The sequence below is a fragment of the Streptomyces sp. Edi2 genome, from assembly GCF_040253635.1.
Taxonomy (GTDB): Bacteria; Actinomycetota; Actinomycetes; order Streptomycetales; family Streptomycetaceae; genus Streptomyces.
Genome location: NZ_JBEJGX010000003.1, coordinates 2,144,620 through 2,167,656, shown reverse-complemented (window position 1 = coordinate 2,167,656; position 23,037 = coordinate 2,144,620). Strand labels below are relative to the sequence as shown.

The window sequence follows — 23,037 nt, the reverse complement described above, 5'->3', positions numbered from 1 at the left end:
GCCGAGGTACCTGACTGCCGTCCCCGTCAGTACTTCGGCCCGATGTGTCGGTCCATGAGAGCGACGGAGACTCTGCGGGCTACGGAGATGTTCTGTGCCCTGCGGGATTGCCGGGCGGGTTTCCACTCGACGCCGACTGCGTCGAGGGTGTCGGTGTAGAGGCCGATGATGTCGGCGGACCTATTGGTGAAGAAGTACCGCGGGTATTCGTAACGCTTGCGCTGTCCGGCGACCGTGCGGGTGGCCCAGTTGGTGATCCGGCAGCCGTCGGAGTGGATGAGTCCGCGAAGGAACTCCCAGGGGTGGGCGTCGACGATCTGCTGCTGCCAGGTTTCGAGGACGATGGGTCGCTCGTGCTTCTTGCCGGGGCCGTGTTGAGGGAAGAGGCAAAGCCAATGGTGGCTGTAACTCGTCACCATGACGCAGCCCTCGCGCTGGACGATGCACGCGCTGTTCGTCGGTCGGACGGCCTTTACCGCTTCGCGGCACGCGACGATCAACCCCGGCCAGGCATCTGCGCAGGCGATGCGCAGCACATATCCGTGCCGTCGAGGCTGCCTGCTGAGGCACCCGTCACCGAGGTAGAGGCCGAGTAAGTAGGCATAGGCCGTAGCTGCCTCAGGCGGTTGCGGAACTGTCCTGCATCGCGGGCATTCCGTCTTGCGTGAGAGCGGTTCGATCCTGGTCTGCCAGGATCGGATGGCGAAGCGGGATATCCCGGTTTGCATGCTCACGGAGTTGAGACTGTGGCCGTGGGCGACAAGGGCGAGCGCGCGCTCACGCGTTGCGATGTCGTACATGCATACGAGCGTGATAGCGGTGGCGCCCAGTGGTGGGATTTCGCCGTACCGTCACCGGAAAGGGTGACAGTGGATGTCGCTAACGCGATCTTCGAATCGAAGAGAAAGTGCCCCAGGTGGGATTCGAACCCACACTTTCGGCTGTTTGAGAGCCGCCTCTCTAACCAGTTGGAGTACTGGGGCCTTAGAAAGGGAGGATACCTGCTGCCCTGCGTGGTCCCACCCTACAGGAGCTAGGTAGGCTCATGGGGCACCACCTGCCTGGAATGAGGAGTCCCGTGAGCGCCGCCGAGCCCGAGCAGCCCGTCGCCGATGACGATCAGTCGCACGTCCCGCCGCTGACCACACGCGTCGTGATCGCCGAGGACGAGGCCCTCATCCGTCTCGACCTCAAAGAGATGCTGGAGGAAGAGGGCTACACCGTCGTCGGTGAGGCCGGGGACGGCCAGACCGCCGTGGAGCTGGCCCGGGAGCACCGTCCCGATCTGGTGATCCTGGACGTGAAGATGCCGGTGCTGGACGGTATCTCGGCGGCCGAGAAGATCGCTGAGGAGAGCATCGCGCCGGTGCTGATGCTGACCGCGTTCTCGCAGCGTGAGCTGGTGGAGCGGGCGCGGGACGCGGGCGCGATGGCGTATCTGGTGAAGCCGTTCTCCAAGACCGATGTGGTTCCCGCGATCGAGATGGCGGTGAGCCGGTTCACCGAGCTGCGGACGCTGGAGCAGGAGGTCGCGGACCTCACGCAGCGGCTGGAGACCCGGAAGCTGGTGGACCGGGCGAAGAGCATTCTGCAGACGCAGTACGGGCTGACGGAGCCGGCCGCGTTCCGGTGGATCCAGAAGACGTCGATGGACCGTCGGCTGTCGATGCAGCAGGTGGCCGAGGCGGTCATCGAGGACGCCGAGGAGAAGAAGCAGCAGAAGGAGCAGTAGCCGGCGGCAGCCGGGCTGGTCCCGAGCGTGTGAGCGGCCCCGTACCGATCTTCGTCGGTGCGGGGCCGCTCGCGTCGGTGCGGGTGGGTCAGTCCTCGCCGAGGTAGGCCTTGCGGACGGATTCGTCGTGGAGGAGGGATGTGCCGCTGCCGGAGAGGACGATGCGGCCGATTTCCATGACGTGTCCTTGGTCGGCGAGGGAGAGCGCGGCCTGGGCGTTCTGTTCGACGAGGAGGATGGTGGTGCCTTGGGAGCGGAGTTCGCGGATGGTTTCCATGATCTTCTGCATCATGATCGGGGAGAGGCCCATGGAGGGCTCGTCGAGCATGAGGAGTTTGGGGCGGGACATCAGGGCGCGGCCCATGGCGAGCATTTGCTGTTCGCCGCCGGAGAGGGTGCCGGAGGCTTGTTTGCTGCGTTCGCCGAGGATGGGGAAGAGCTCGTAGACGCGTTGGATGTCTTTTCCGATGCCGTCGGCGTCCTTGCGGAGGAAGGCGCCGAGCTGGAGGTTTTCGGCGATGGTGAGGCGGGGGAAGAGGCGGCGGCCTTCGGGGGAGTGGGCGAGGCCGCGTTCGACGATTTTGTGGGCGGGGACGCCGTCGAGGGGTTCGCCGTCGAAGGTGATCTTGCCGGCGAGGGGCTTGAGGAGGCCGGAGAGGGTGCGCAGGGTGGTGGTTTTGCCGGCGCCGTTGGTGCCGATGAGGGTGACGGCCTGTCCTGCTTCGACGGAGAACGAGATGCCTTTGACGGCTTCGATCTTGCCGTAGGCGACGCGGAGGTCCTCGACTTGGAGCAGTGCGGTCATGGGGTGTCTCCGGTCTGTCCCTGGGCCGGCTGGTCTGGTGGGGTAGGCCCGTCTGCTGCGTCGGGTTCTCCTGCTCCTTCGGGCTTTCCTGGCCCGTCGGGTTTTTCTGTCCCGGCTGCCGGGCCTGTTGTGCCGTCCGGAGTTGTGGTGCTGTCCGGGGTCGTTGTGCTGTCCGGGTCCGTGGTGTCGTCCGGCGCCGGTATGTCCTCGACGGGTGTGCCGAGGTAGGCGGCGATGACGCGTTCGTCGGCCTGGACGACTTCGGCGGTGCCCTCGACGAGTTTCTGTCCTTGGACGAGGACGGCGACGCGGTCGCAGAGGTTGAAGATGAAGCGCATGTCGTGCTCGATGACGAGGACGGCGGTGCCCTGTGCGCGGATGGCGAGGACGAGGTCCTGGGTGGCGCGGGTTTCCTGGGGGTTCATGCCGGCGGTGGGTTCGTCCAGGAGCAGCAGGCCGGGTTCGCTGGCGAGGGCGCGGGCGATTTCGAGCTTGCGTTGTTCGCCGTAGGGGAGGTTGCGGGCGAGGTGGTCGCGTTTGTGGGCGAGGCCGGTGAATTCCAGGAGTTCCATGGCGCGTTGTTCGCTGGTGCGTTCGGCCTTTTTGAAGCCGGGGCCGCGGAGGAGGGCGGACCAGAGGCCTTCTTTGGTGCGGGTGTGTCGTCCGACGAGGACGTTTTCGAGGACGGTCATGTTGGCGAAGAGGCGGATGTTCTGGAAGGTGCGGGCGACGCCGGCCTGGGTGACGAGGTGGGGTTTGCGGGAGAGGCGGGTGCCTCGGTAGCTGACGGTGCCTTCGGTGGGCACGTAGAGGCCGGTGAGGCAGTTGAAGAAGGTGGTTTTGCCGGCGCCGTTGGGGCCGATGAGGCCGACGATTTCGCCGGTGCCGACGGTGAGGCTGACGTCGCGTACGGCGGTGAGTCCGCCGAAGCGCATGGTGACGCCGTCGGCTCGCAGGACGGTGTCGGTGTCAGTGGCGGGTGCGAGGCTGGTGGGTGTGGTCATGGTCGTCACGCCTTTGCCTGGGTGGCGCCGAGGGTGGCGTCTGCGTCGGGGAGGCGCTGGTCGGGTACGTCGAGTTGGCCGGTTTCGTGGAATTCGAGTTGTTTCCTGCGGTCGGGGATGAGGCCTTCGGGGCGGAAGCGCATGAGGAGGACGAGGGCGATGCCGAAGAGCAGGAGTTGGTAGTCCTGGATGAAGTCGAGCTTGGCCGGGATGAGGAAGAGGAGGGCGGCGCCGACGAGGGGGCCGCTGAGGGTTCCCATGCCGCCGAGGATGACGGCGGCGAGGAGGAAGGCGGAGTTGGGGGGCTGGGGGCCGGCGAACTGGAACTGTTCGGGGGTGGCGGTGGTGACGACGTGGGCGTGGACGGTGCCGGCGAGTCCGGCGAGGGCTGCGCCGAGGGCGAAGGCGAGGAGGCGGAGGCGGAAGCTGTTGATGCCCATGGCGATGGCGGCGGTTTCGTCTTCGCGGATGGCGATCCAGGCGCGGCCGATGCGGGAGGCTGCGGCGCGCCGGAAGACGAGGACGACGAAGGCCGTCACGAGGATCATCAGCAGGTAGTAGTTGCCGTAGGTGGCGAGGGGGATGCCGAGGATGACGTGGGGTTCGCCGAAGTTGAAGCCGAAGATTTCGAGGTTGGGGATGTTGGGGATGCCCATGGCGCCGTTGGTGATGTCGGGGCCGGTGGTGCCGTTGAGGTTGAGCATGGCGATGCGGAAGATCTCACCGAAGCCGAGGGTGACGATGGCGAGGTAGTCGCCGCGTAGGCGCAGTGTGGGTGCGCCGATGAGGACGCCGAAGACGAGGGAGGCGGCGGCGCCGGTGAGGAGGGCTGCCCAGAAGGGGAAGCGGAGGCCGAAGGCGGATTCGGGGGAGCCGGAGACGAGGGCGGCGGCGTAGGCGCCGACGCCGAGGAAGGCGACGTATCCGAGGTCGAGGAGGCCGGCGAGGCCGACGACGACGTTGAGGCCCAGGGCGACGGTGGCGAAGATCAGGATGTTGGCCCCGATGATCGTGTACTGGTCGGTGTTCTGGGTGAGGGGGAAGCAGGCGGCGGAGAGGAAGGCCGCGCCGAGGGCGACTGTGCGGTGGGTGTGGGTGAGTGCGGTGAGGCGGGCGATGAGTCCGGCCCGGTGGAGGGCGGGGACGGCGAGCGCCATGAAGAGGAGGTAGCCGACGAAGGGGGCGCCGTCGTCGGTGTCGATGCCGTAGGTGAAGGCGAGGAGCCCGCCGGCGAAGGCGGCGGCGATGATCAGGATCTCGGCCCAGGAGGGGAGTTCGCGGGTGGGGCTCCGCAGGGGGCCGGCGGTGAGGGTGGCGGTGAAGCGCTGCCAGGGGCCCGAGGGGGGCCGGTCGGCGGCCTGGTCGGGGGGCAGGGCGAGGGCGCCGGCCAGGGTGAGCAGGGAGGTGACGGCCGCGAGGGCGCCGCCCGGTTCGAGGTTGATCAGCCCGCCGAGCTGGACGGCGATGGCGATGAGGGTGAACCAGGTGGCGGCGAAGGTGGCCAGGGCCGCGAGGACGGTGGGGGCGTTGCGTCCTGCGGGGGTGAGCCACCGCAGGCCGCGGATGCCGAGTGCCGCGAGGGCGAACAGCAGGGTGAGGATGCCGCCGGCGAGGGTGACGACCTGCAGTCCGGCGGGGGAGAAGTAGTAGGTGAGGTCGCCGGGGAAGTCGCTGCTCCAGGTCCAGGCGAGGCCGGTGGTGGCGGCGGTGGCGAGGGCGCCCGCGGCGGTGAGGAGGCGCGCGGTGCGTTCCGGGAGGGGGAGCAGGCCGCGGGCGGGGGGTGTGGTGGTGTTCGTGGTCATCGCTATCACGCCCGATCCGCGACGCGTTCGCCCAGGAGGCCTTGGGGTCTCAACAGGAGTACGAGGATGAGGAGGACGAAAGCCCAGACGTCCTTCCAGGCTCCGCCGCCGAATTGCTCCATGCCGGGTATTTCCTCGATGTAGGCGGTGGCGAGGGCTTCGGCGATGCCGAGGACGACGCCGCCGAGCATGGCTCCGTAGATGTTGCCGATGCCGCCGAGCACGGCTGCGGTGAAGGCCTTGAGGCCCATGATGAAGCCCATGCGGAACTGGACCTCGCCGGTGCGCAGTCCGTAGGCGACGGCGGCGACGCCGGCGAAGGCGGCGCCGATGGCGAAGGCGAGGACGATGATGCGGTCGGTGTTGATGCCCATGAGCTTGGCGGTGTCGGGGTCCTGTGCGGTGGCCTGCATGGCGCGGCCGCTGCGGGTTTTGGCGACGAAGAAGCCGAGGGCGATCATGCAGGTGGGGGCGGCGATCAGGACGAAGACGTCGCCGCGCTGGACGGTGGCGCCCAGGATGTCGAAGGCGTGGCCCTTGAACTGGGGGAAGACGCGGGCCTGTTTGCCGTCGGGGTACCACTTCCAGATGGCTTGCTGGAGGGCGATGGACAGGCCGATGGCGGTGATGAGGGGGGCGAGGCGAGGTGCGCCGCGCAGCGGTCGGTAGGCGAACCGTTCGGCCGCGATGCCGACGAGGACGGATACGGCGATGCCGCCGAGCAGCATGACCGGCAGGGCGAGGGCGAGAGGGGTGCCGGCGGGGAGAGCGAGGAAGACGCTGAGCGCTCCGAAGCCGCCGACCATGAATATCTCGCCGTGGGCGAAGTTGATGAGCTGGACGATTCCGTAGACCATCGTGTAGCCGATCGCGATGAGTCCGTACATCGCGCCGAGGATGAGTCCGTTGGCCAGCTGTTGCGGCAGTTCGCTCACCGCGGGGCCTCCGTTGGGTGGGTGTGAGGGATCGGGGCTAGCTGGGTGTGAGGGATCGGGGCTAGCTGGGTGTGAGGGATCGGGGCTAGCTGGGTGTGAGGGATCGGGGCTAGCTGGGATTGAGGGATCCGGAACGGCTGGGATCGAGGGATCAGAGCCAGCTGGCTGTGAGGGATCCAGGCTGGGATTGAGGGATGAGAGCCAGCTGGGATCGAGGGATCCGGAACGGCTGGCTGCGAGGGATCCGGGCCGGCTGGGCGTGAGGGATCCGGGCCGGGCCGGGAGCGCGGTCCCCGGACCGCCCGGCAAAGAGAGATCCGGCCGGGGCGTGGGAGCGAGCAGAGCGGACTCCGCGGTGCCCGGGATGCCCGTGTCCTGGGTGCCTGGGTCCGGGATGCCCGTGTCCGGGGTGCCCGGTGAGCCACGGGCCGCGCCAGGGTCATTGGTGCGTCCTGGCGCGGCCCGGGGTGAGGTGGTGCGGTGCGGTGCGGTCGGTCAGCTCTTGTCGAACTTCTTGAATTCGGCGCTGAAGCGGGAGGCCCAGGCGCCCTTGTCGACCTGGTAGGCGGTGATCATGGTGTTGGTGGTGTCGCCGTATTTGTCGAAAGCGATGGGGCCCGTGACGCCGTCGAAGGTCACCTTGTTCATGGCGTCGGCGACCTGCTTGCGGGCGTCGTCGGGGAGCTTGCCGCCGCTTGCTTCGACGACCTTTTTGACGGCCTGGATGACGGCCCAGGTGGCGTCGTAGGTGGAGCCGCCGTAGGCCTCGTAGCCCTCCTTGAAGCCGGCTGCCTTGTAGTCGGCGATGAACTTCTTGGCGGAGGGGAGCTCTTCGACGGGCTTGCCGACGGAGGAGGCGTAGTCGCCCTGTGCCTTCTTGTTCAGCTTGATGTAGTCGCTGCTGTACATGCCGTCGCCGCCCATCACGGGGGCGCTGACGCCGCCGTCCTTGAGCTGCTGGCTGAGGGGGCCGGAGGCGGGGTATTCGCCGCCGTAGAAGACCATGTCGGGTTTGGCGGACTTGACCTTGGAGACGACGGCCTTGAAGTCGCGGTCGTCGGGGCTGACGTGCTCGGTGCCGACGATCTTGCCGCCGAGTTTGGCGAACTGGTCCTTGAAGGAGGAGGCGAGGCCGACGCCGTAGGTCTTCTGGTCGTCGATGATGTAGGCCTTCTTGGCCTTCATCTTCTCCCAGGCGTACTGGCCGTCGAAGGCGCCCTGGACCTCGTCGGTGGTGGCGGTGCGGAAGTAGGTGGGGAACTGGCGGACGCGGTTGTTCTGCTTCCAGTCCTTGCCCTGGGTGAGGTCGGGGGTGGTGTTCGCCGGGGAGATCAGCGTGAGGTTGTTCTGCTTGGAGACCTGCTGCATGGACTGGGCGACGCCGGAGTTGAGGGGGCCGATGACGCCGAGGACGTCCTTGTCGCCGGCGAGCTTGGTGGCGTTCTGCTGGCCGGCGTTGGGGAGGGCCTTGTCGTCGAGGGCTTCGAGCTTGAAGGTGACGCCCTTGACCTCGCCGGTCTTGTTGGCGGTGTTGACGGCGAGCTGGGCGGAGTTGCGGATGCCCAGGCCCAGCGCGGAGAGCTCGCCGGTGGTGGGGGCGTCGAGGCCGATGACGACCGTGGACTTTCCTTCGCCGCTCTTGGTGTCGTCGCCGCGCGAACCGCACGCGGAGAGCGTGAGGGCGCCGGTGGTGACTGCGGTGGTGAGGATGAGCAAGGAACGGTGACGCACGATCAGTCCTTTCCCTGGCGCGGCCACGACTGTCGCATGGCCGGATCGCACACCGGGCCGTACGGGCCGTAGAGGCTCCGTGCGTGCAGCGCACCCGGCGGCGCGGTGACTGGCCGTGACTCTAGAGCGGTGTTCGTCGCACCGGCAGATGCGCTGAGCAGGATGTGACGCTCTTGTTATGACCTTCGATGAGCGTTATGCCGTTATGGTCCTTACACCGGAGGGCGAACGCGGTGCGGAGGGCGAACTCGCACTTCCACGGGGGGATGGGGCGTGCGGTGGCGGAAGAGTGTCCGGATATCGGACGGGATGTGCGCGGGGGTGCCGGGGGCCGTGCGGGGGACGGGAGTTGGTGCCCCCGTCGTGGGCCGCGCGTGTTACGCAGGGTTACGGCAATGCGGACGGCCCCGCTCCCGGGGTCGGGGTGCGGGGCCGTGAGGGCGGCCGGCGGTCCGCCGGCCGGTGCGGGTCAGCTGCGGTAGACGTCGGCGTCGGTGTCGCGCAGCAGGCAGGTCAGGCGGGCGGTGCAGACCCGCTTGTCCTGCTCGTCGGTGATGACGATCTCGTAGGTGGCGGTGGAACGGCCGCGGTGTACGGGGGTGGCGACGCCGGTGACCAGGCCGGAGCGGGCGCCGCGGTGGTGGGTGCAGTTGAGGTCCACGCCCACCGCGATCTTGGTGGGACCACCGTGCAGCATGGAGCCGACGGAACCGAGAGTTTCGGCCAGGACGGCGGAGGCGCCGCCGTGCAGGAGTCCGTAGGGCTGGGTGTTGCCCTCGACCGGCATGGTGCCGACGACGCGCTCGGGGGCGGCTTCGGTGACCTGCACGCTCATCCGCTCGCCGAGGTGGCCGGCGGAGAAGAAGGACGGCAGGTCGAGGCCGAGGCCGGCCCACTGGTCGAGGATCTCCTGCGGAAACTTGGTCGTGCTCTGCTCACCCATGCCTACGGCTCCGTTCGCTCGCCCGTGATCGTCGTCGATCCGTGCCTGTTCCTATCAGGCCCCTGAGCAAGCGCTCAGCGCGGGGTTGTTGTTCCCGTCCGGCGGCCCGGTGGCGGTCAGTCCTCGCGGGGGCTCTCCAGGCGGATCACCAGGGACTTGGCCGCGGGGGTGTTGCTGGTGTCGGCGGTGTGGTCGAGCGGGATGAGCACATTGGTCTCGGGGTAGTAGGCCGCCGCGCAGCCGCGCGCCGTGGGGTAGTGCACCACCCGGAAGCCGGGCGCGCGCCGCTCGCTGCCGTCGGTCCATTCGCTGACCAGGTCGGTGTACGCCCCGTCGGCCAGGCCCCGTTCGCGGGCGTCGTCGGGGTGGACGAGGACGACGCGGCGGCCGTTCTTGATGCCGCGGTAGCGGTCGTCGAGGCCGTAGATGGTGGTGTTGTACTGGTCGTGGGAGCGCAGTGTCTGCAGCAGCAGCCGTCCTTCGGGGACGGCGGGGTAGGCGACGGGCGCGGCGGTGAAGTTGGCCTTCCCGGTGGCGGTGGGGAAGCTGCGGCTGTCCCGGGGGGCGTGCGGGAGGGCGAAGCCTCCGGGGCGGGCGACCTTGGTGTTGAAGTCCTCGAAGCCCGGGATGACGTGGGCGATGCGGTCGCGGATCGTCGCGTAGTCCTTCTCGAACTCCTCCCAGGGGGTGCGGCTCTCCTCGCCCAGGACGCGGCGGGCCAGGCGGGCGACGATGGCCGTCTCGGACAGCAGCTGGGGGCTCGCGGGTGCCAGGCGGCCCCGGGAGGCGTGCACCATGCCCATGGAGTCCTCGACGGTCACGAACTGTTCGCCGCCGGCCTGCAGATCGCGTTCGGTGCGGCCCAGGGTCGGCAGGATCAGCGCACGGGCGCCGGTGACCGCATGTGAGCGGTTGAGCTTGGTGGAGACGTGGACGGTCAGCCGGGCGCGGCGCACGGCGGCCTCGGTGACGTCGGTGTCGGGGGTGGCGGCCACGAAGTTGCCGCCCATCGCGAAGAACACTTTGGCCTGCCCGTCGCGCAGTGCGCGGATGGCGCGGACGACGTCGAGTCCGTGCTCCCGGGGCGGGGCGAAGCCGAACTCCTTCTCCAGGGCGTCGAGGAAGGCGGGGGCGGGGCGCTCGAAGATGCCCATGGTGCGGTCGCCCTGGACGTTGCTGTGGCCGCGTACGGGGCAGACGCCGGCCCCGGGGCGCCCGATGTTGCCGCGCAGCAGGAGGAAGTTGACGACTTCCCGGATGGTGGGGACGGAGTGCTTGTGCTGGGTCAGGCCCATCGCCCAGCACACGATGGTGCGGCGCGATGCGAGGACCATGGCCAGGGCGCGGTCGATCTCCGCGCGGGTCAGGCCGGTGGCGCGCAGCGTCTCGTCCCAGTCGTCGTCGGCGCGGGCCTGCTGCGCGAACTCCTCGAAGCCGTGGGTGTGGGCGCGGATGAAGTCCTCGTCGAGGGCGCCGTCGGTGTCCAGGAGGAGGCGGTTGAGCGCGCGGAAGAGCGCCTGGTCGCCGCCGAGGCGGACCTGGAGGAAGAGGTCGGTGAGCGCGGTGCCGCCGCCGGCCAGGCCGCGCGGGGTCTGCGGGTTCTTGAAACGCTCCAGGCCGGCTTCGGGCAGCGGGTTGATCGAGATGATCTTCGTGCCGCCGGCCTTGGCCTTCTCCAGGGCGGTGAGCATCCGGGGGTGGTTGGTGCCCGGATTCTGCCCGGCGACGATGATCAGGTCGGCCTGGTAGAGGTCTTCCAGGAGGACGCTGCCCTTGCCGATGCCGATGGTCTCCGTCAGCGCGGAGCCCGACGACTCATGGCACATGTTGGAGCAGTCGGGGAGGTTGTTGGTGCCGAACTCGCGGGCGAAGAGCTGGTAGAGGAAGGCGGCTTCGTTGCTGGTGCGGCCGGAGGTGTAGAAGACGGCCTCGTCGGGGGAGCCGAGGGCGGTCAGCTCCTCGCCGACGATGTCGAAGGCCCGCTCCCAGGTCACCGGCTCGTAGTGGTCGCCGCCCTCGGGGAGGTACATGGGGTGGGTGAGGCGGCCCTGCTGGCCGAGCCAGTAGCCGCTGCGGGTCGCGAGGTCGGCGACGGAGTGGGCGGCGAAGAAGTCCGGGGTGACCCGGCGCAAGGTGGCCTCTTCGGCGACGGCCTTGGCGCCGTTCTCGCAGAATTCGGCGGTGTGCGGCTTGTCGGGCTCGGGCCAGGCGCAGCCGGGGCAGTCGAAGCCGTCCCGCTGGTTGACGCGCAGCAGGGTGAGGGCGGTACGGCGCACGCCCATCTGCTGCTGGGAGATGCGCAGGGCGTGGGTGATCGCCGGCAGCCCTACGGCGGAGTGCTGGGGTTCGCTGACCTGGGGCGCGTCCTGGACGGGGTCCGACGCGGGCGGCTTGCCTGCCATGGCGCTCTCCCTTGAGCCTGAGCTGCTGCTCGCTCCGCCGGGTGCGGCGGATCGTTTCGGTACACAGCGGATCGTTGCTGTACGCATCTGATCCTGTCACGGACGCGGGGGGTGGTGTAGGGGCGAGCGGGGGTGCGGCTGCGGCGGGGCGGCCGGGGCGGACCGGGGTGGTGTGCGGCGTCGGGCCGGGGCGTGTGCGGAGGCGGACGGGGCGGTGTGCCGGTGGTGGTCCGGAGCGAGTGCGCCAAGGGGGCCGGGGCGGTGTCCGGAGCCGGCCCGGGGCCGGGCCGCGGCGAGGAGCCGTGACCGTCGCGGCGGGGATTGTCAGTGGGGCGTGGCAGGATCGGGGGCGTGGCAGCAAAGGCAGCGAAGAAGAGCGAAGCGACCGGCACCGAGGCGGCGGCGGGCGGCCGTCCCCGCCTGCTCCTGATGGACGGGCATTCCATGGCATACCGGGCGTTCTTCGCCCTGCCCGTGGAGAATTTCACGACCGTCACGGGACAACCGACCAATGCGATCTACGGCTTCGCGTCGATGCTCGCGAACACCCTGCGCGACGAGGCGCCCACGCACTTCGCGGTGGCCTTCGACGTCTCGCGCAAGACCTGGCGGTCCGAGGAGTTCGCCGACTACAAGGCGAACCGTTCCAAGACCCCCGACGAGTTCAAGGGCCAGGTCGAGCTGATCGGCGAGCTGCTCGACGCGATGAGCGTCAAGCGGTTCGCGGTCGAGGGCTTCGAGGCCGATGACGTCATCGCCACGCTCACCGAGCAGGCCACCGCCCAGGGCTTCGAGGTCTCGATCGTCACGGGCGACCGCGACTCCTTCCAGCTGGTCTCCGACGACGTCACGGTCCTCTACCCCACCAAGGGCGTCTCGGAGCTGACCCGCTTCACCCCGGAGAAGGTCTTCGAGAAGTACGGCCTGACCCCCGCCCAGTACCCGGACTTCGCCGCGCTGCGCGGCGACCCGTCGGACAACCTCCCCGGCATCCCGGGCGTCGGCGAGAAGACCGCCACGAAGTGGATCAACCAGTTCGGTTCGTTCGCCGAGCTGGTGGAGCGCGCCGAGGAGGTCAAGGGCAAGGCGGGCGCCAACCTCCGTGAGCATCTGGACGCGGTGAAGCTCAACCGCCGGCTCACGGAGATGGTGCGCGATGTCGCGCTGCCGTGCGGCCCGGCGGAGCTGACCCGCGAGGCGTACGACCGCGAAGCGCTCACGGTGTTCCTCAACGGGCTGGAGATCCGCAACCAGGGCCTGCGCGACCGGCTGCACGCCGTCGACCCCGGAGCGGCCGAGGCCGCCGAGGAGGCCGCCCCGGCCCCGGGCGTCGCGGTGGACGGCACGGTCCTCGGCACCGGCGAACTCGCTCCGTGGCTGGCCGAACACGGCACGGGCCCGCTGGGTGTGGCCACGGTCGACGTATGGACGCTGGGCAGCGGCAGCGTCGCCGAGGTGGCGCTGGCGGCCCCCGCGGGCCCGGCCGCCTGGTTCGACCCCGCCCAGCTCGACGAGGCCGACGAGCAGGCCTTCGCCGCCTGGAGTGCGGACGCCGCCCGTCCCAAGGTGATGCACAACGCCAAGGGCCTGATGCGGGTCTTCGGCGAGCACGGCTGGCGCATCGAGGGCGTCACCATGGACACCGCCCTGGCCGCCTATCTGGTCAAGCCCGGCCGCCGCTCCTTCGCGCTGGACGCGCTGTCCCTCGAATACCTGGGACGTGATCTCGCCCCGGCCGCGGCCGGCGACGGCCAGCTCGCCTTCGGCGCGGACGAGGAGGCCGAGGCGGACGCCCTGATGGTGCAGGCCCGTACGGTCCTCGACCTGGGGACGGCGTTCGAGGCGAAGCTGGCGGAGGTCGGCGCGGCCGAGCTACTGCGCGACGTGGAGCTGCCGACCAGCGAGCTGCTGGCCCGGATGGAGCGGGCCGGTATCGCCGCGGACCGGGGCTGGCTGGAGCGGATGGAGCAGCAGTTCGCGGGGGCGGTGCAGCAGGCCGTCAAGGAGGCGCATGCCGCCGCGGGCCACGAGTTCAACCTCGGCTCGCCCAAGCAGCTGCAGGAAGTCCTCTTCGGTGAGCTGGGCCTGCCCAAGACCAAGAAGACCAAGACGGGCTACACCACCGACGCCGACGCCCTGACCTGGCTGGCGTCGCAGACCGACAACGAGCTCCCGGTGATCATGCTCAGGCACCGTGAGCAGGCCAAGCTGCGGACCACCGTCGAGGGCCTGATCAAGACCATCGGCGCCGACGGCCGGATCCACACCACCTTCAACCAGACCGTGGCGGCCACCGGACGGCTGTCCTCCACGGACCCCAACCTGCAGAACATCCCGGTGCGTACGGACGAGGGCCGGGCGATCCGCCGCGGCTTCGTCGTCGGCGAGGGCTTCGAGTCGCTGCTGACCGCCGACTACAGCCAGATCGAGCTGCGGGTGATGGCGCACCTCTCCGAGGACGAGGGCCTGATCGAGGCGTTCGCCTCCGGCGAGGATCTGCACACCACCGTCGCCTCCCATGTCTTCTCGGTCGACAAGACCAAGGTCGACCCGGAGATGCGCCGCAAGATCAAGGCGATGTCCTACGGCCTGGCGTACGGCCTGTCGGCGTTCGGCCTCTCCCAGCAGCTGGGCATCCAGCCCGACGAGGCCCGCAAGCTGATGGACAACTTCTTCGAGCGCTTCGGCGGGGTGCGCGACTACCTCCAGCGTGCGGTGGAGGAGGCCCGCGCCATCGGCTACACCGAGACCATGCTCGGCCGCCGCCGCTACCTCCCCGACCTCAACAGCGACAACCGCCAGCGCCGCGAAATGGCCGAGCGGATGGCGCTGAACGCCCCGATCCAGGGCACCGCCGCCGATATCGTCAAGATCGCGATGCTGCGGGTGGACGCGGCGATGCGGGCCGCCGAGCTGCGGTCGCGGATGCTGCTCCAGGTCCATGACGAAATCGTCGTCGAGGTCGCCCCCGGCGAACGCACGAAGGTCGAGGAACTGCTCCGCCGGGAGATGGCCGCGGCGGTCCAGCTGAGCGCCCCGCTGGATGTCTCGGTCGGCTCCGGCAAGGACTGGGAGTCGGCCGCGCACTGAGCGCGAAGCGGGCGGTGGCGACGCGGGCACACCACGGCGTCACCGCCCGCGCCGCCTGCAACCCGGCGCGTAGGGAGCCGAGTTGCGGCCGGTTCCGGTCTGTTCGGCATGGCGCCGGGCCCGGTCGTCGCCGGACGCGTCATGGATCGTGTTCACTGCGGAAGCACCTGCTTTGATCACCCCGTGATGCGCCGTGCGGCCCGAGCTCTGGGCACCTATGTCTCCCGCAGCCCGGTCACGGCCGGCTATGCCGGACTGCTGCTGTCGACCCATCTGTGGTGCACCGCGGTGCTGTCCACGGCACAGGCGCAGCGCGTGGTGCTCGCCGTCAGTACCCATCTGGACAATCTCCACGACCGTCCGCTCCGGGTGCTGGCGGGCAGCATGTTGTTCTTCGACGGCACGCTGACCGAGGTCACTTCGGAGGCCTTCGCCGGCACACTGATCACGCTCGGCCTCGGGGTCATCGTGTGCCTGGCGTGGCTGGAACGGCGCTACGGACCGGGGCGTGCCTACGGCATCTTCGTTCTGGGGCATCTCGCGGCCACGCTGCTCACCGTGCCGCTGATCCTTGTGGCCCTCGCCCACGGCTGGTACCCGGACAGCGTCCGGCACGCCCCTGACTTCGGCATCAGCTACGGGTCCGAGGCGGTGCTCGCGACGGGGGCGCTCCTGCTGCGCCGGGCGCGGTGGCTCGCCGCGGCCGGTGTCGTCGCCTGGCCGGTGCTCGGCGCCGACTGGAGCGGGGGGCTGCCCGACTTCACCACCGTCGGACATCTGCTGGCGGCCGCCATCGGCTTCGGCTGCGGCGCCTTCCTGCTGCGGGCCGCCCGGCGCACCGCCCTGGCCCCTGCCCCGGTGCCACCGCCCGGCCCGGCGCTCGTCGAGTAGCCCGCCGGGTGCGGCGGGCGCGGGGTGTGCCGCAGGCCCGCGGGTGCCGTCACTCGGCGCGGGCCGAGGCGTCCGGCGACGCTGCTGCGGCACCCGACGGCGTCACCGCCCGGGGCGCGGGCTGCGCCGCGGGCAGCGGTGGCCGGCCGGTGCCGCCCGTCGCCCGGGTGCGGAGGGCGCGGCGGTGCAGCAGCCGTACGGCCACCGCGAAGAGCGGCAGCCCGAGGGCGAGGCCGGCCCCGGCGCCGAAGAGCGCGGACGGAAGGTAGTCGGCCGCGGCCGCCGCGGGACCGTATACGGCGCGGGCCCGCAGCACACGGTGCACGGCGCCGACCACTACGCACAGCACGAGCGGGGCGGACAGCAGCAGCCGCAGCCGCATGGTCAGCACCGGCACCGCGACCGGTACGGGCGCCCCGGCAGCCGCCGCGCCGCCGCCCCGCCCCCGGAGGGCCGGCCACACGAACGCGCCCATCGCCACCAGCGCGAGTGCCGAGGTGCCGTACTGGAGATACGTACAGACCGGCAGGCCGCCCACCACCCGGTCCAGTCCGGGAACCAGCCGGGTGCCCCAGCGGCCCGGGTGGGTGAAGGCGTCCCAGACGACATGGCTCGCCGCCCCGAGCACCGCGGAGAGGAGGAACCCGCCCACGAGAGCGGCGAGTTCGCGGGCACCTCGGGGGCGCCAGGGCCGCCCGCGCAGGAGGGCGTGGAGCGGACCCTGCCGGCGCCGGGGCAGCAGCGCCAGCAGCGGTTCGCGCAGCAGCAGCCAGATGCCGACGAGCGCCGCGGTGAACAGGACGTCCACGGTCAGCACGCCGGGCAGCGCGTGGGTGACCTCGCCGAACTCCATGGCGCCCGGCACCGCACCGGCCGCGTAGTAGGTCATGTCCGGGGCGAACGAACCCGCCACGAGCGCCGAGGCGACCAACGGACCACGTGCCGCGCCGGTCCGCCGCATGGCGGGGAGCACGGCGGCGGCGTGACTGAGCGTGAACGGCATGGCGCCTCTCCTGGATCGATTCAGATCATTATGTGTCCGATGCTGGTGGTAGATGCCGGGCCCGAGTTGTCGTAGTCTCGCCTGAGTTGGAGCGCTGGGGAGCGCAACACCGCGTCAACGGCGCGGTAGGGCAACGCGGAGGGGAACCACGTATGGCAGCCACATTCCGAAGGCGGCTCCGGAGGGGAGCGGCCTCGACAGCGGTGGCGGCCGTGGTGCTCGCCGCCCTGACCGCCTCTCAGGCGCCCGCCGCCACCGAGGACTCGGCCGCCAAGGGACAGAAGCCCACGCCACCCGCCGACACCCCCATCGACGGTGGTTCGGCGTACTTCACCGACCGGCCGCCCGTCCACCGGCCGGTACCGCCGCGCGATACGCACCACACCGGCCAGGGCCCCGCCCTCGGCACCGGGCCCGCCGAAGCCGGTCTGCCCGCCACCGTCCTGGCCGCGTACAAGAAGGCCGCCTCGGCGGTCGGCGCATCCGATCCGGGCTGCCGTCTGCCCTGGCAACTGCTCGCCGGAATCGGGAAGGTCGAGTCCGGACAGGCGCGCGGCGGTGCCGTCGACGCCGAGGGCGCCACCCTTCAGCCGATACTCGGCCCGCAGCTCAACGGCCACGGTTTCGCCCTGATCAAGGACACCGACGGCGGCCGCTACGACGGCGACCTCACCCACGACCGTGCCGTGGGCCCGATGCAGTTCATCCCCTCCACCTGGTCCAACGGCGGTCCCAACGGCACCGGTTGGGGAGCCGACGGCAACGGCGACGGCAAGAAGGACCCCCACAACGTCTTCGACGCCGCCCTCGCCGCGGGCCGCTATCTCTGCGCCGGCGGCCGCGATCTGTCGGTCCAGGGCGACCTGGACCGGGCGATCCTCGGCTACAACGCGTCCGAGGAGTATCTGCGGACGGTGCTGTCCTGGTACGCGTTCTACCGCAAGGGCACCCACGAGGTCCCGGACGGCCGGGGCGTCCTCCCGGTGCACCGCGACGGCGCCGGCACGTCCGGCGGCCACAGCGGCGGCCGTACCGGCGACGCCACACGCCCCCACCACAGCTCTCCCGCACCGGGCCGGCATACGGGGTCCGGCGGACCGGGCACCGGCACGCCGAACCGCCCCGGAGAGCCCGGGGGTTCGGGCGGCACCGGCCACACCCCGGGCGGCAATACGGGGAAGCCGACCCCGAAGCCCACGCCCAAGCCGACCCCGAAGCCCACGCCCAAGCCGCCCACCGAGCCCACCCGGCTCGCCACTCTCGAACGGGTCGGCGACAAGGACTTGAGCGCCGTCGCCGGCGCCGAGTTCGCCGCCTCGCCGCAGGTGCGCGCCAAGGACGCCGCCGGCAAGGCCGTCGCCGGCGCCCCGGTCCGCTTCACCCTGCCCAAGACCACCGGCGCCCGCTTCCCCGGCAACGCCACCTCTGTCACCGTCCCGACGGACAAGGACGGCCTCGCCACCGCTCCCACACTGCGCGCGGGCGACACGGCCGGCGCCTTCACCATCCGGGCCACCGCCGTGGGCCGTACCGCCCCCGCCGTCGCCTTCGGCGCCACCGTCAAGGCCAAGCCGGCCCCGAAGGCCGACAAGCTCCGCCGCACCTCGGACAAGGAGCTGACGGCGACCGCGGGGCAGGCCTTCGCCGAGGACGCGGTCGAGGTCAAGGCGACCTACCAGGGCAAGATCGCGCCGGGCGCGGCGGTCACCGCGACCATGGTCACCGACGACCCGGAGCAGCCCGAGGAGAACGACAAGGGCCCCTACTTCAAGGACCCCGCGGCCACCGGCGACGACAAGGACAAGCCGGTCCGCACCCTCACCGGGCTCACCACCGACGCCCACGGCCTGCTGAAGCTCCCGAAGATCTACACCGATACGCACGCCGGTACGTTCCTGCTGCGGCTGACCACCGCCGACGGCGCCGTACTCACCATCAAGCTGAAGGTCGCCGCCCCGGCCGGTTCCTGACCGCACTCCCGGCCCGTCGCCGCGGCCGGACCGGCGCCGCGCGGGCCGGTCCGGTCCGGTATCGCGCCCGCCGGCCCCGGACCCATGGCCGAACCGACCAGCCGGGACCCCCAGCCGGGCCGGCCGCCGCGCCGGCCCCCCCACCGCCGTCCTGCCCGCCGTCCAGGGCAGGACGGCGGTGTCACGTGTTCTCATCTCGGCCGCTCGTTGCTACGGTGCCCCCTCCCTGACGATGCATCAGCTCTCGGGAGGCCGACCATGCGCGCCCTGACAGCAGCCGCGGCCGGACTGGCCGCGGCGCTCGCCCTCGTGTTCACCCTCGCGGCGATCGGCGCACCCCGCGGCACGACCTCGCCCAAGCCGCTGCTGACCACCGTCCCCAAGCACCCCTGAGGGAGGGACGCCACCGCCATGCGCCGCACTGCGCCCACCGGGGGGACCACCCCCGTGCCCCCGGCCGGCTCCGGCACCGCGGGCCCCCGCCGGGGCGGAGAAGCGCGAGGGATGCGCCGCCCGGCGAGCCTGGTGCTGCTCGCCCTCGCCGTCTTCTTCACCGCCCTGTCCCCGCTGATGCGGTGGTACGCCTTTCCGCGGCTCGCCAAGATCCCGCCCGGCCAGTACCAGGGCATGGTCCTGGAGGCCAGGCCCGCCACCCTCCTCAACTACGGGACGATGAAGGCCGAGCGCGTCCCCGAGGTCACCATCGTGCAGACCCTCAAGGGCGATGTCGCCGCGTCCGAGCGCATCGAGCAGTCCGCCGGCCGCGATGTCGTCGTCTGGGACGCGCTGTCCTACGTCGTGGGTCCCGACGGCAAGATGGTCTCCGAAATCCCCGAGCGCTACCTGTTCGACGCACACTCCCAGGAACCCGTGCACGCCACCGGCGAGATGGTCGACGGCGACCCGGTGCGCCGCGAGGGCATCGAGTACAAGTGGCCGTTCCTCACCGAGAAGCGCGACTACGCCTACTTCGACGCCCAGACCCGCACCTCGGCCCCCATCCACTACAGGGGCACCCGCACCTTCCACGGCCTGGAGGTCTACTACTTCGAGCAGACCGTCCCCTGGACCAAGGTCGCTCTCCCCAAGAAGATGCCGGTCAAGGGCATCACCCCCCGGTCCGTCGAGAAGATGGGCACCACCCGCTGGTACACCACCAAGCGGATGTTCTGGGTGGAGCCGGTCACCGGCGCGCCGGTCAACGGCCAGGAGATCCACCAGGAGGAGCTGCGCGGCGGCCAACTGCTGCCCGGCGGCGGCAAGGTCACCGCGTTCGCCGGCCATGTGAAGATGCGCGGCGACTACATCGACTCCACCGTGGCCCTGGTGACCTCTCAGCGCACCCTCGTCCTCCTGCTCACCCGCTACCTCCCCTGGGGATTCCTCGTCCTCGGCGCCGCGTTGCTCGCCCTGAGCCTGCACCTCGAAGCCCGCGGCCGCCGCCCTCGCACCCCGGCCGGCAAGGCGCCCGCCCCCGCGCCGCCGTCGTCCGGCGACGGCGTTGTCAGTGCCGGGCCGTAACGTGGACACATGACGTCAGCGAGCCGCCTCCGCGCCCCTCCGGCCCCGCGCTCAGCCCCGCTTGAGCCGCGCCGAGGTGTGCCGGGTCGGCTGGGCCGCCGAAGGGTCCTCCGGCCAGGGATGCTTGGGGTAACGCCCGCGCAACTCCGCGCGTACGGACCGGTATCCGTCCCGCCAGAACGAGGCGAGATCCGCCGTGACGGCAGCCGGACGCCCCGCGGGGGACAGCAGATGTACCAGCACGGGAACCCGCCCGCCGGCCACCCGTGGCGACTCCTGCAGGCCGAACAACTCCTGGAGTTTGACGGCCAGTACGGGCTGCTCACCCTCGTAATCCACCCGCACCCGCGAACCACTCGGCACCTCGATGCGCTCCGGTGCCAGCTCGTCGAAGCGTGCCGCGTCGCCGGTCGCCCAGGGCAGCAGCCGGGCCAGCGCCTGCCCCGCATCGACCCGAGCCAGGTCGGCCCGCCGCCGCGCCCGGCCGAGCTCCACCCCCAGCCACTCCTCGACGCGCTCCAGCAGCGCCGCGTCCGACACATCGGGCCACGGCGCGCCCAGCTCCCGGTGCAGAAACGCCAGCCGCTGCCGCAGCGACGCCGCCCCGGGCGGCCACCGCAGCAGACCGAACCCCTCCCGCCGCAGGCCCGAGACCACCGCCTCCCGCAGCAGACCGGGGTCGGGCGCGGTCAGCGGCCGGGACGCCAGCTCGATCGCCCCCAGCCGGGTCACGCTCCTGGCCACCACGTCACCGTCCGCCCAGCGCACCTCCTCACCCGAGGAGTAGAGCGCCCGCGCCGCGGCACACGCCGTCTCCTCATCGATCACCGCTGCGAGCCGCACCCGCGCCGACACCGCCGTCACCGGCCGGTCCGCCACCGCAACCGCCAGCCACCCCGCATCCCGCAGCCGCGACCCGCCGCCGTCCGAAGGCCCCGCGCGGTGCCCTCGTCCGGCCTGCGCCCCCGGACCCGCCCCTGCCCCCGCCAACTCGGCCCCGGTCCCCGACGCCATGAGGTAACTCCCGCCCCCGCGGGCGCGTGCCACCCGCTCCGGGAAGGCCAACGCGGCAAGGAGGCCGGCGACCGCGTCGTCGGTGACCGCTGCCACGCCGCTCCCGGCTCCCGCACGACGGCTGCCGGCGGCTGCAGCCGCCCGGCCGTTCGAGCCTGGCCTGTCGTTCGAGCCTGGCCTGTCGTCTGTGCCGGCCCGGTCTTCCCCGCCCTGGGCGGTGCCCCGGCCTCGTGCGGAACCTGAGCGCTCGCCCCGGCCGGTCCCGCCCCGGCCCCGGCCGCTCCCGCCCGCGGGGGACCCGCCATCGGTACCGCCACCCGACCCGACGTTCGCGCCCGCCTCGAATCCCGCGTGGGTATCCGAGTCCGACCCGGATCCCGCGTGGGTATCCGAGTCCGACCCGGATCCCGTGTGGGCGTCCGAGTCCGACCCGGGCCCCGTGTGCGCGTCCGCGCCTGACCCGGCCCGCGGCTCGCCGGCCGCCGATGCCAGACGCCGCGCCTCCTGCCGCCACCGCGCCGCGTACGCATCGCCGCCCCGCCGCGCGGTGCGCCACGCGGCCGCCAGATCGTCCCCGTACGCCCGCGGCGGTTCCTCGCTCAGCAGGGCGACCACCTCCGCGGCGCGGCGCACGCCGACCTCCGGTGCGCCGTCCAGCAGGGCGCGCGCCAGCCGGGGGTGCAGCCCGAGCCGCGCCATCCGTACGCCCCGCGCCGTTGCCCGGCCGGTCCCGTCCACCGCGCCGATCGCCGTCAGCACCTCCCGCGCCGCGGCCAGCGCACCAGCCGGCGGCGCGTCGAGCAGGGCGAGACCACCGGCCGTCGGATCGCCCCAGCAGGCCGCCTGCAGGGCGAACGCGGTCAGATCGGCGACCTTGATCTCCGGATCGGGGAACGCCGGCAGCCGCCCGTCCTCACCCTCCGACCAGCAGCGGTACACCACCCCCGGCGCCTCACGCCCCGCCCGGCCGGCGCGCTGCCGCCCCGCGGCCCGCGAAGCCCGCACGGTCGTGAGTGCACTGAGCCCCCGCGCATGATCCGTCCGCGGCACCCGCGCCAGCCCGCTGTCCACCACCACCCGCACGCCCGGCACGGTCAGGCTGGACTCCGCCACCGAGGTCGCCAGCACCACCCTGCGCAGGCCGCCCCCGCCCACCAGTACGGCGTCCTGCACCTCGGCCGGGGCCCGCCCGTGCACCTGCAGCACCTCGGCGTCCACCCCGGCCAGTTCCCCGGCGACCCGCCCGATCTCCCCGACACCGGGGAGGAAACACAGCACATCACCCGTCTGCTCGCGCAACGCCCGCCGCACCACCGCCGCCACATGCGCCAGCAGCGCCGGATCGACGCGCATCCCGTGGGCCGGCCGCACCGGCCGCTCCGGCGGCGCCCACACGGCCCCCACCGGATGCGACACACCTGCCGCCTCGACCACCGGCGCCGGGCCCTCCGAGCCGCCCAGCAGCCGCGCCCAGCCCCCGGCATCCGTAGTGGCCGACGCCGCCACCAGCCGCAGCTCGGGCCGCAAGGTCTCCCGCACGTCCAGGAGGAACGCCGCGGAGGTATCGGCGTCGAGATGCCGCTCATGACACTCGTCGAGGACCACCACATCGACGCCCGCCAGCTCCGGATCGCGCTGCAGCCGCTGCAGCAGCACGCCGGTCGTCACCACCTCCACGGTGGTACGGGGCCCCGCCCGGCGCTCCCCGCGCACCGTGAACCCGACCCGGTCACCGGTCTTCTCGCCCAGCAGCCAGGCCATCCGCCGCGCGGCCGCACGGGCCGCGATCCGCCGCGGCTCGGCGACCAGCACCCGCCGCTCCGGCCCCTCGCCGGTCAGGCCCGCCAGCTCCAGCGGCACCAGCGTCGTCTTGCCGGTGCCCGGCGGCGCGCACAGCACCGCGGCACCGGGCCCTTCGAGGGCAGCGCGCAGCGCGGGCAGCGCGGTACGCACGGGCAGCTGGTCAAGGGCGTCACGACGGATCACGCCCCCAGTCTGCCGCCCCGTCCGGGCCCGGCGGTCGGCTGCCCCGGGGGCAGCGCCTACCCGAGCGTCCGTGCCGGCCCTGCCGTCCGCCTGGTCCGCGCCGGTCCTGCCGGTCCGCCCCGCCACGCCGCACCGCACCACCGGTCCGCCCGGCCGGCACGACCGGCTCTGTAAGCCGGGCGCCACCGGCTCAGTAAAACCGGTCGGC

The 23,037-nt window shown here is 71.6% G+C and carries 16 protein-coding genes and 1 tRNA gene; 6 read left to right on the top strand and 11 right to left on the bottom strand.

Annotation, left to right across the window (positions count from 1 at the left end):
* Positions 1-26: 26 nt before the first annotated feature.
* Positions 27-800: a transcriptional regulator gene (locus ABR737_RS13000; protein WP_350250337.1), complete on the bottom strand. Its 774-nt coding sequence runs from the start codon at positions 798-800 to the stop codon at positions 27-29.
* Between the two features lie 108 nt (positions 801-908).
* A tRNA-Leu gene (locus tag ABR737_RS12995) sits at positions 909-983 on the bottom strand.
* A gap of 83 nt (positions 984-1,066) precedes the next feature.
* On the opposite strand from ABR737_RS12995, the gene ABR737_RS12990 reads away from it, so the two are divergent.
* Positions 1,067-1,732 carry an ANTAR domain-containing response regulator gene (locus ABR737_RS12990; protein WP_443058777.1) on the top strand — a complete coding sequence of 222 codons (666 nt, stop codon included), beginning with the start codon at positions 1,067-1,069 and terminating at the stop codon, positions 1,730-1,732.
* An 88-nt stretch (positions 1,733-1,820) separates the two neighbouring features.
* Here the strand turns inward: ABR737_RS12990 and ABR737_RS12985 are convergent, their stop codons facing one another.
* From ABR737_RS12985 to ABR737_RS12955, 7 genes are all read right to left on the bottom strand, one after another.
* Positions 1,821-2,537, bottom strand: coding sequence for an ABC transporter ATP-binding protein (locus tag ABR737_RS12985; protein ID WP_350250336.1), 717 nt, complete (start codon positions 2,535-2,537; stop codon positions 1,821-1,823).
* The gene (locus ABR737_RS12980) at positions 2,534-3,550 is read right to left on the bottom strand and encodes an ABC transporter ATP-binding protein (RefSeq protein ID WP_443058778.1); all 1,017 of its coding nucleotides are present in this window, start codon (positions 3,548-3,550) and stop codon (positions 2,534-2,536) included. The genes ABR737_RS12985 and ABR737_RS12980 overlap by 4 nt, the downstream gene beginning before the upstream one ends.
* The gene (locus ABR737_RS12975; protein ID WP_350250335.1) at positions 3,547-5,343 is read right to left on the bottom strand and encodes a branched-chain amino acid ABC transporter permease; all 1,797 of its coding nucleotides are present in this window, start codon (positions 5,341-5,343) and stop codon (positions 3,547-3,549) included. The genes ABR737_RS12980 and ABR737_RS12975 overlap by 4 nt, the downstream gene beginning before the upstream one ends.
* 5 nt (positions 5,344-5,348) lie before the next feature.
* On the bottom strand, positions 5,349-6,278 hold the full coding sequence (locus ABR737_RS12970; protein ID WP_350250334.1) for a branched-chain amino acid ABC transporter permease: 930 nt from the start codon (positions 6,276-6,278) through the stop codon (positions 5,349-5,351).
* Positions 6,279-6,773: 495 nt separating this feature from the next.
* Positions 6,774-7,994: a branched-chain amino acid ABC transporter substrate-binding protein gene (locus tag ABR737_RS12965; RefSeq protein WP_350256769.1), complete on the bottom strand. Its 1,221-nt coding sequence runs from the start codon at positions 7,992-7,994 to the stop codon at positions 6,774-6,776.
* A 484-nt stretch (positions 7,995-8,478) separates the two neighbouring features.
* The gene (locus tag ABR737_RS12960; protein ID WP_350250333.1) at positions 8,479-8,952 is read right to left on the bottom strand and encodes a PaaI family thioesterase; all 474 of its coding nucleotides are present in this window, start codon (positions 8,950-8,952) and stop codon (positions 8,479-8,481) included.
* Between the two features lie 116 nt (positions 8,953-9,068).
* Complete coding sequence (locus ABR737_RS12955) at positions 9,069-11,354, bottom strand: FdhF/YdeP family oxidoreductase (protein ID WP_350250332.1); 2,286 nt, start codon at positions 11,352-11,354, stop codon at positions 9,069-9,071.
* A gap of 351 nt (positions 11,355-11,705) precedes the next feature.
* Here ABR737_RS12955 and polA point away from each other — a divergent pair, with 351 nt between their 5' ends.
* Both polA and ABR737_RS12945 read left to right on the top strand, forming a co-directional pair.
* The gene (polA, locus tag ABR737_RS12950; protein ID WP_350250331.1) at positions 11,706-14,444 is read left to right on the top strand and encodes a DNA polymerase I; all 2,739 of its coding nucleotides are present in this window, start codon (positions 11,706-11,708) and stop codon (positions 14,442-14,444) included.
* A 186-nt stretch (positions 14,445-14,630) separates the two neighbouring features.
* Positions 14,631-15,335, top strand: a complete 705-nt coding sequence (locus ABR737_RS12945; RefSeq protein ID WP_350256768.1) for a rhomboid-like protein — start codon at positions 14,631-14,633, stop codon at positions 15,333-15,335.
* Positions 15,336-15,384: 49 nt separating this feature from the next.
* Here the strand turns inward: ABR737_RS12945 and ABR737_RS12940 are convergent, their stop codons facing one another.
* The gene (locus ABR737_RS12940) at positions 15,385-16,338 is read right to left on the bottom strand and encodes a DUF4184 family protein (protein WP_350250330.1); all 954 of its coding nucleotides are present in this window, start codon (positions 16,336-16,338) and stop codon (positions 15,385-15,387) included.
* 152 nt (positions 16,339-16,490) lie between these two features.
* On the opposite strand from ABR737_RS12940, the gene ABR737_RS12935 reads away from it, so the two are divergent.
* From ABR737_RS12935 to pgfA, 3 genes are all read left to right on the top strand, one after another.
* The gene (locus ABR737_RS12935; protein WP_350250329.1) at positions 16,491-18,308 is read left to right on the top strand and encodes a lytic transglycosylase domain-containing protein; all 1,818 of its coding nucleotides are present in this window, start codon (positions 16,491-16,493) and stop codon (positions 18,306-18,308) included.
* A 258-nt stretch (positions 18,309-18,566) separates the two neighbouring features.
* Complete coding sequence (locus ABR737_RS12930; RefSeq protein WP_328387654.1) at positions 18,567-18,701, top strand: SPW_0924 family protein; 135 nt, start codon at positions 18,567-18,569, stop codon at positions 18,699-18,701.
* Between the two features lie 111 nt (positions 18,702-18,812).
* On the top strand, positions 18,813-19,829 hold the full coding sequence (pgfA, locus tag ABR737_RS12925) for a cell envelope lipid trafficking protein PgfA (protein ID WP_350250328.1): 1,017 nt from the start codon (positions 18,813-18,815) through the stop codon (positions 19,827-19,829).
* Positions 19,830-19,880: 51 nt separating this feature from the next.
* Here pgfA and ABR737_RS12920 read toward each other — a convergent pair whose 3' ends face one another.
* Positions 19,881-22,829 carry an ATP-dependent RNA helicase gene (locus tag ABR737_RS12920; protein WP_350250327.1) on the bottom strand — a complete coding sequence of 983 codons (2,949 nt, stop codon included), beginning with the start codon at positions 22,827-22,829 and terminating at the stop codon, positions 19,881-19,883.
* Positions 22,830-23,037 lie beyond the last annotated feature (208 nt).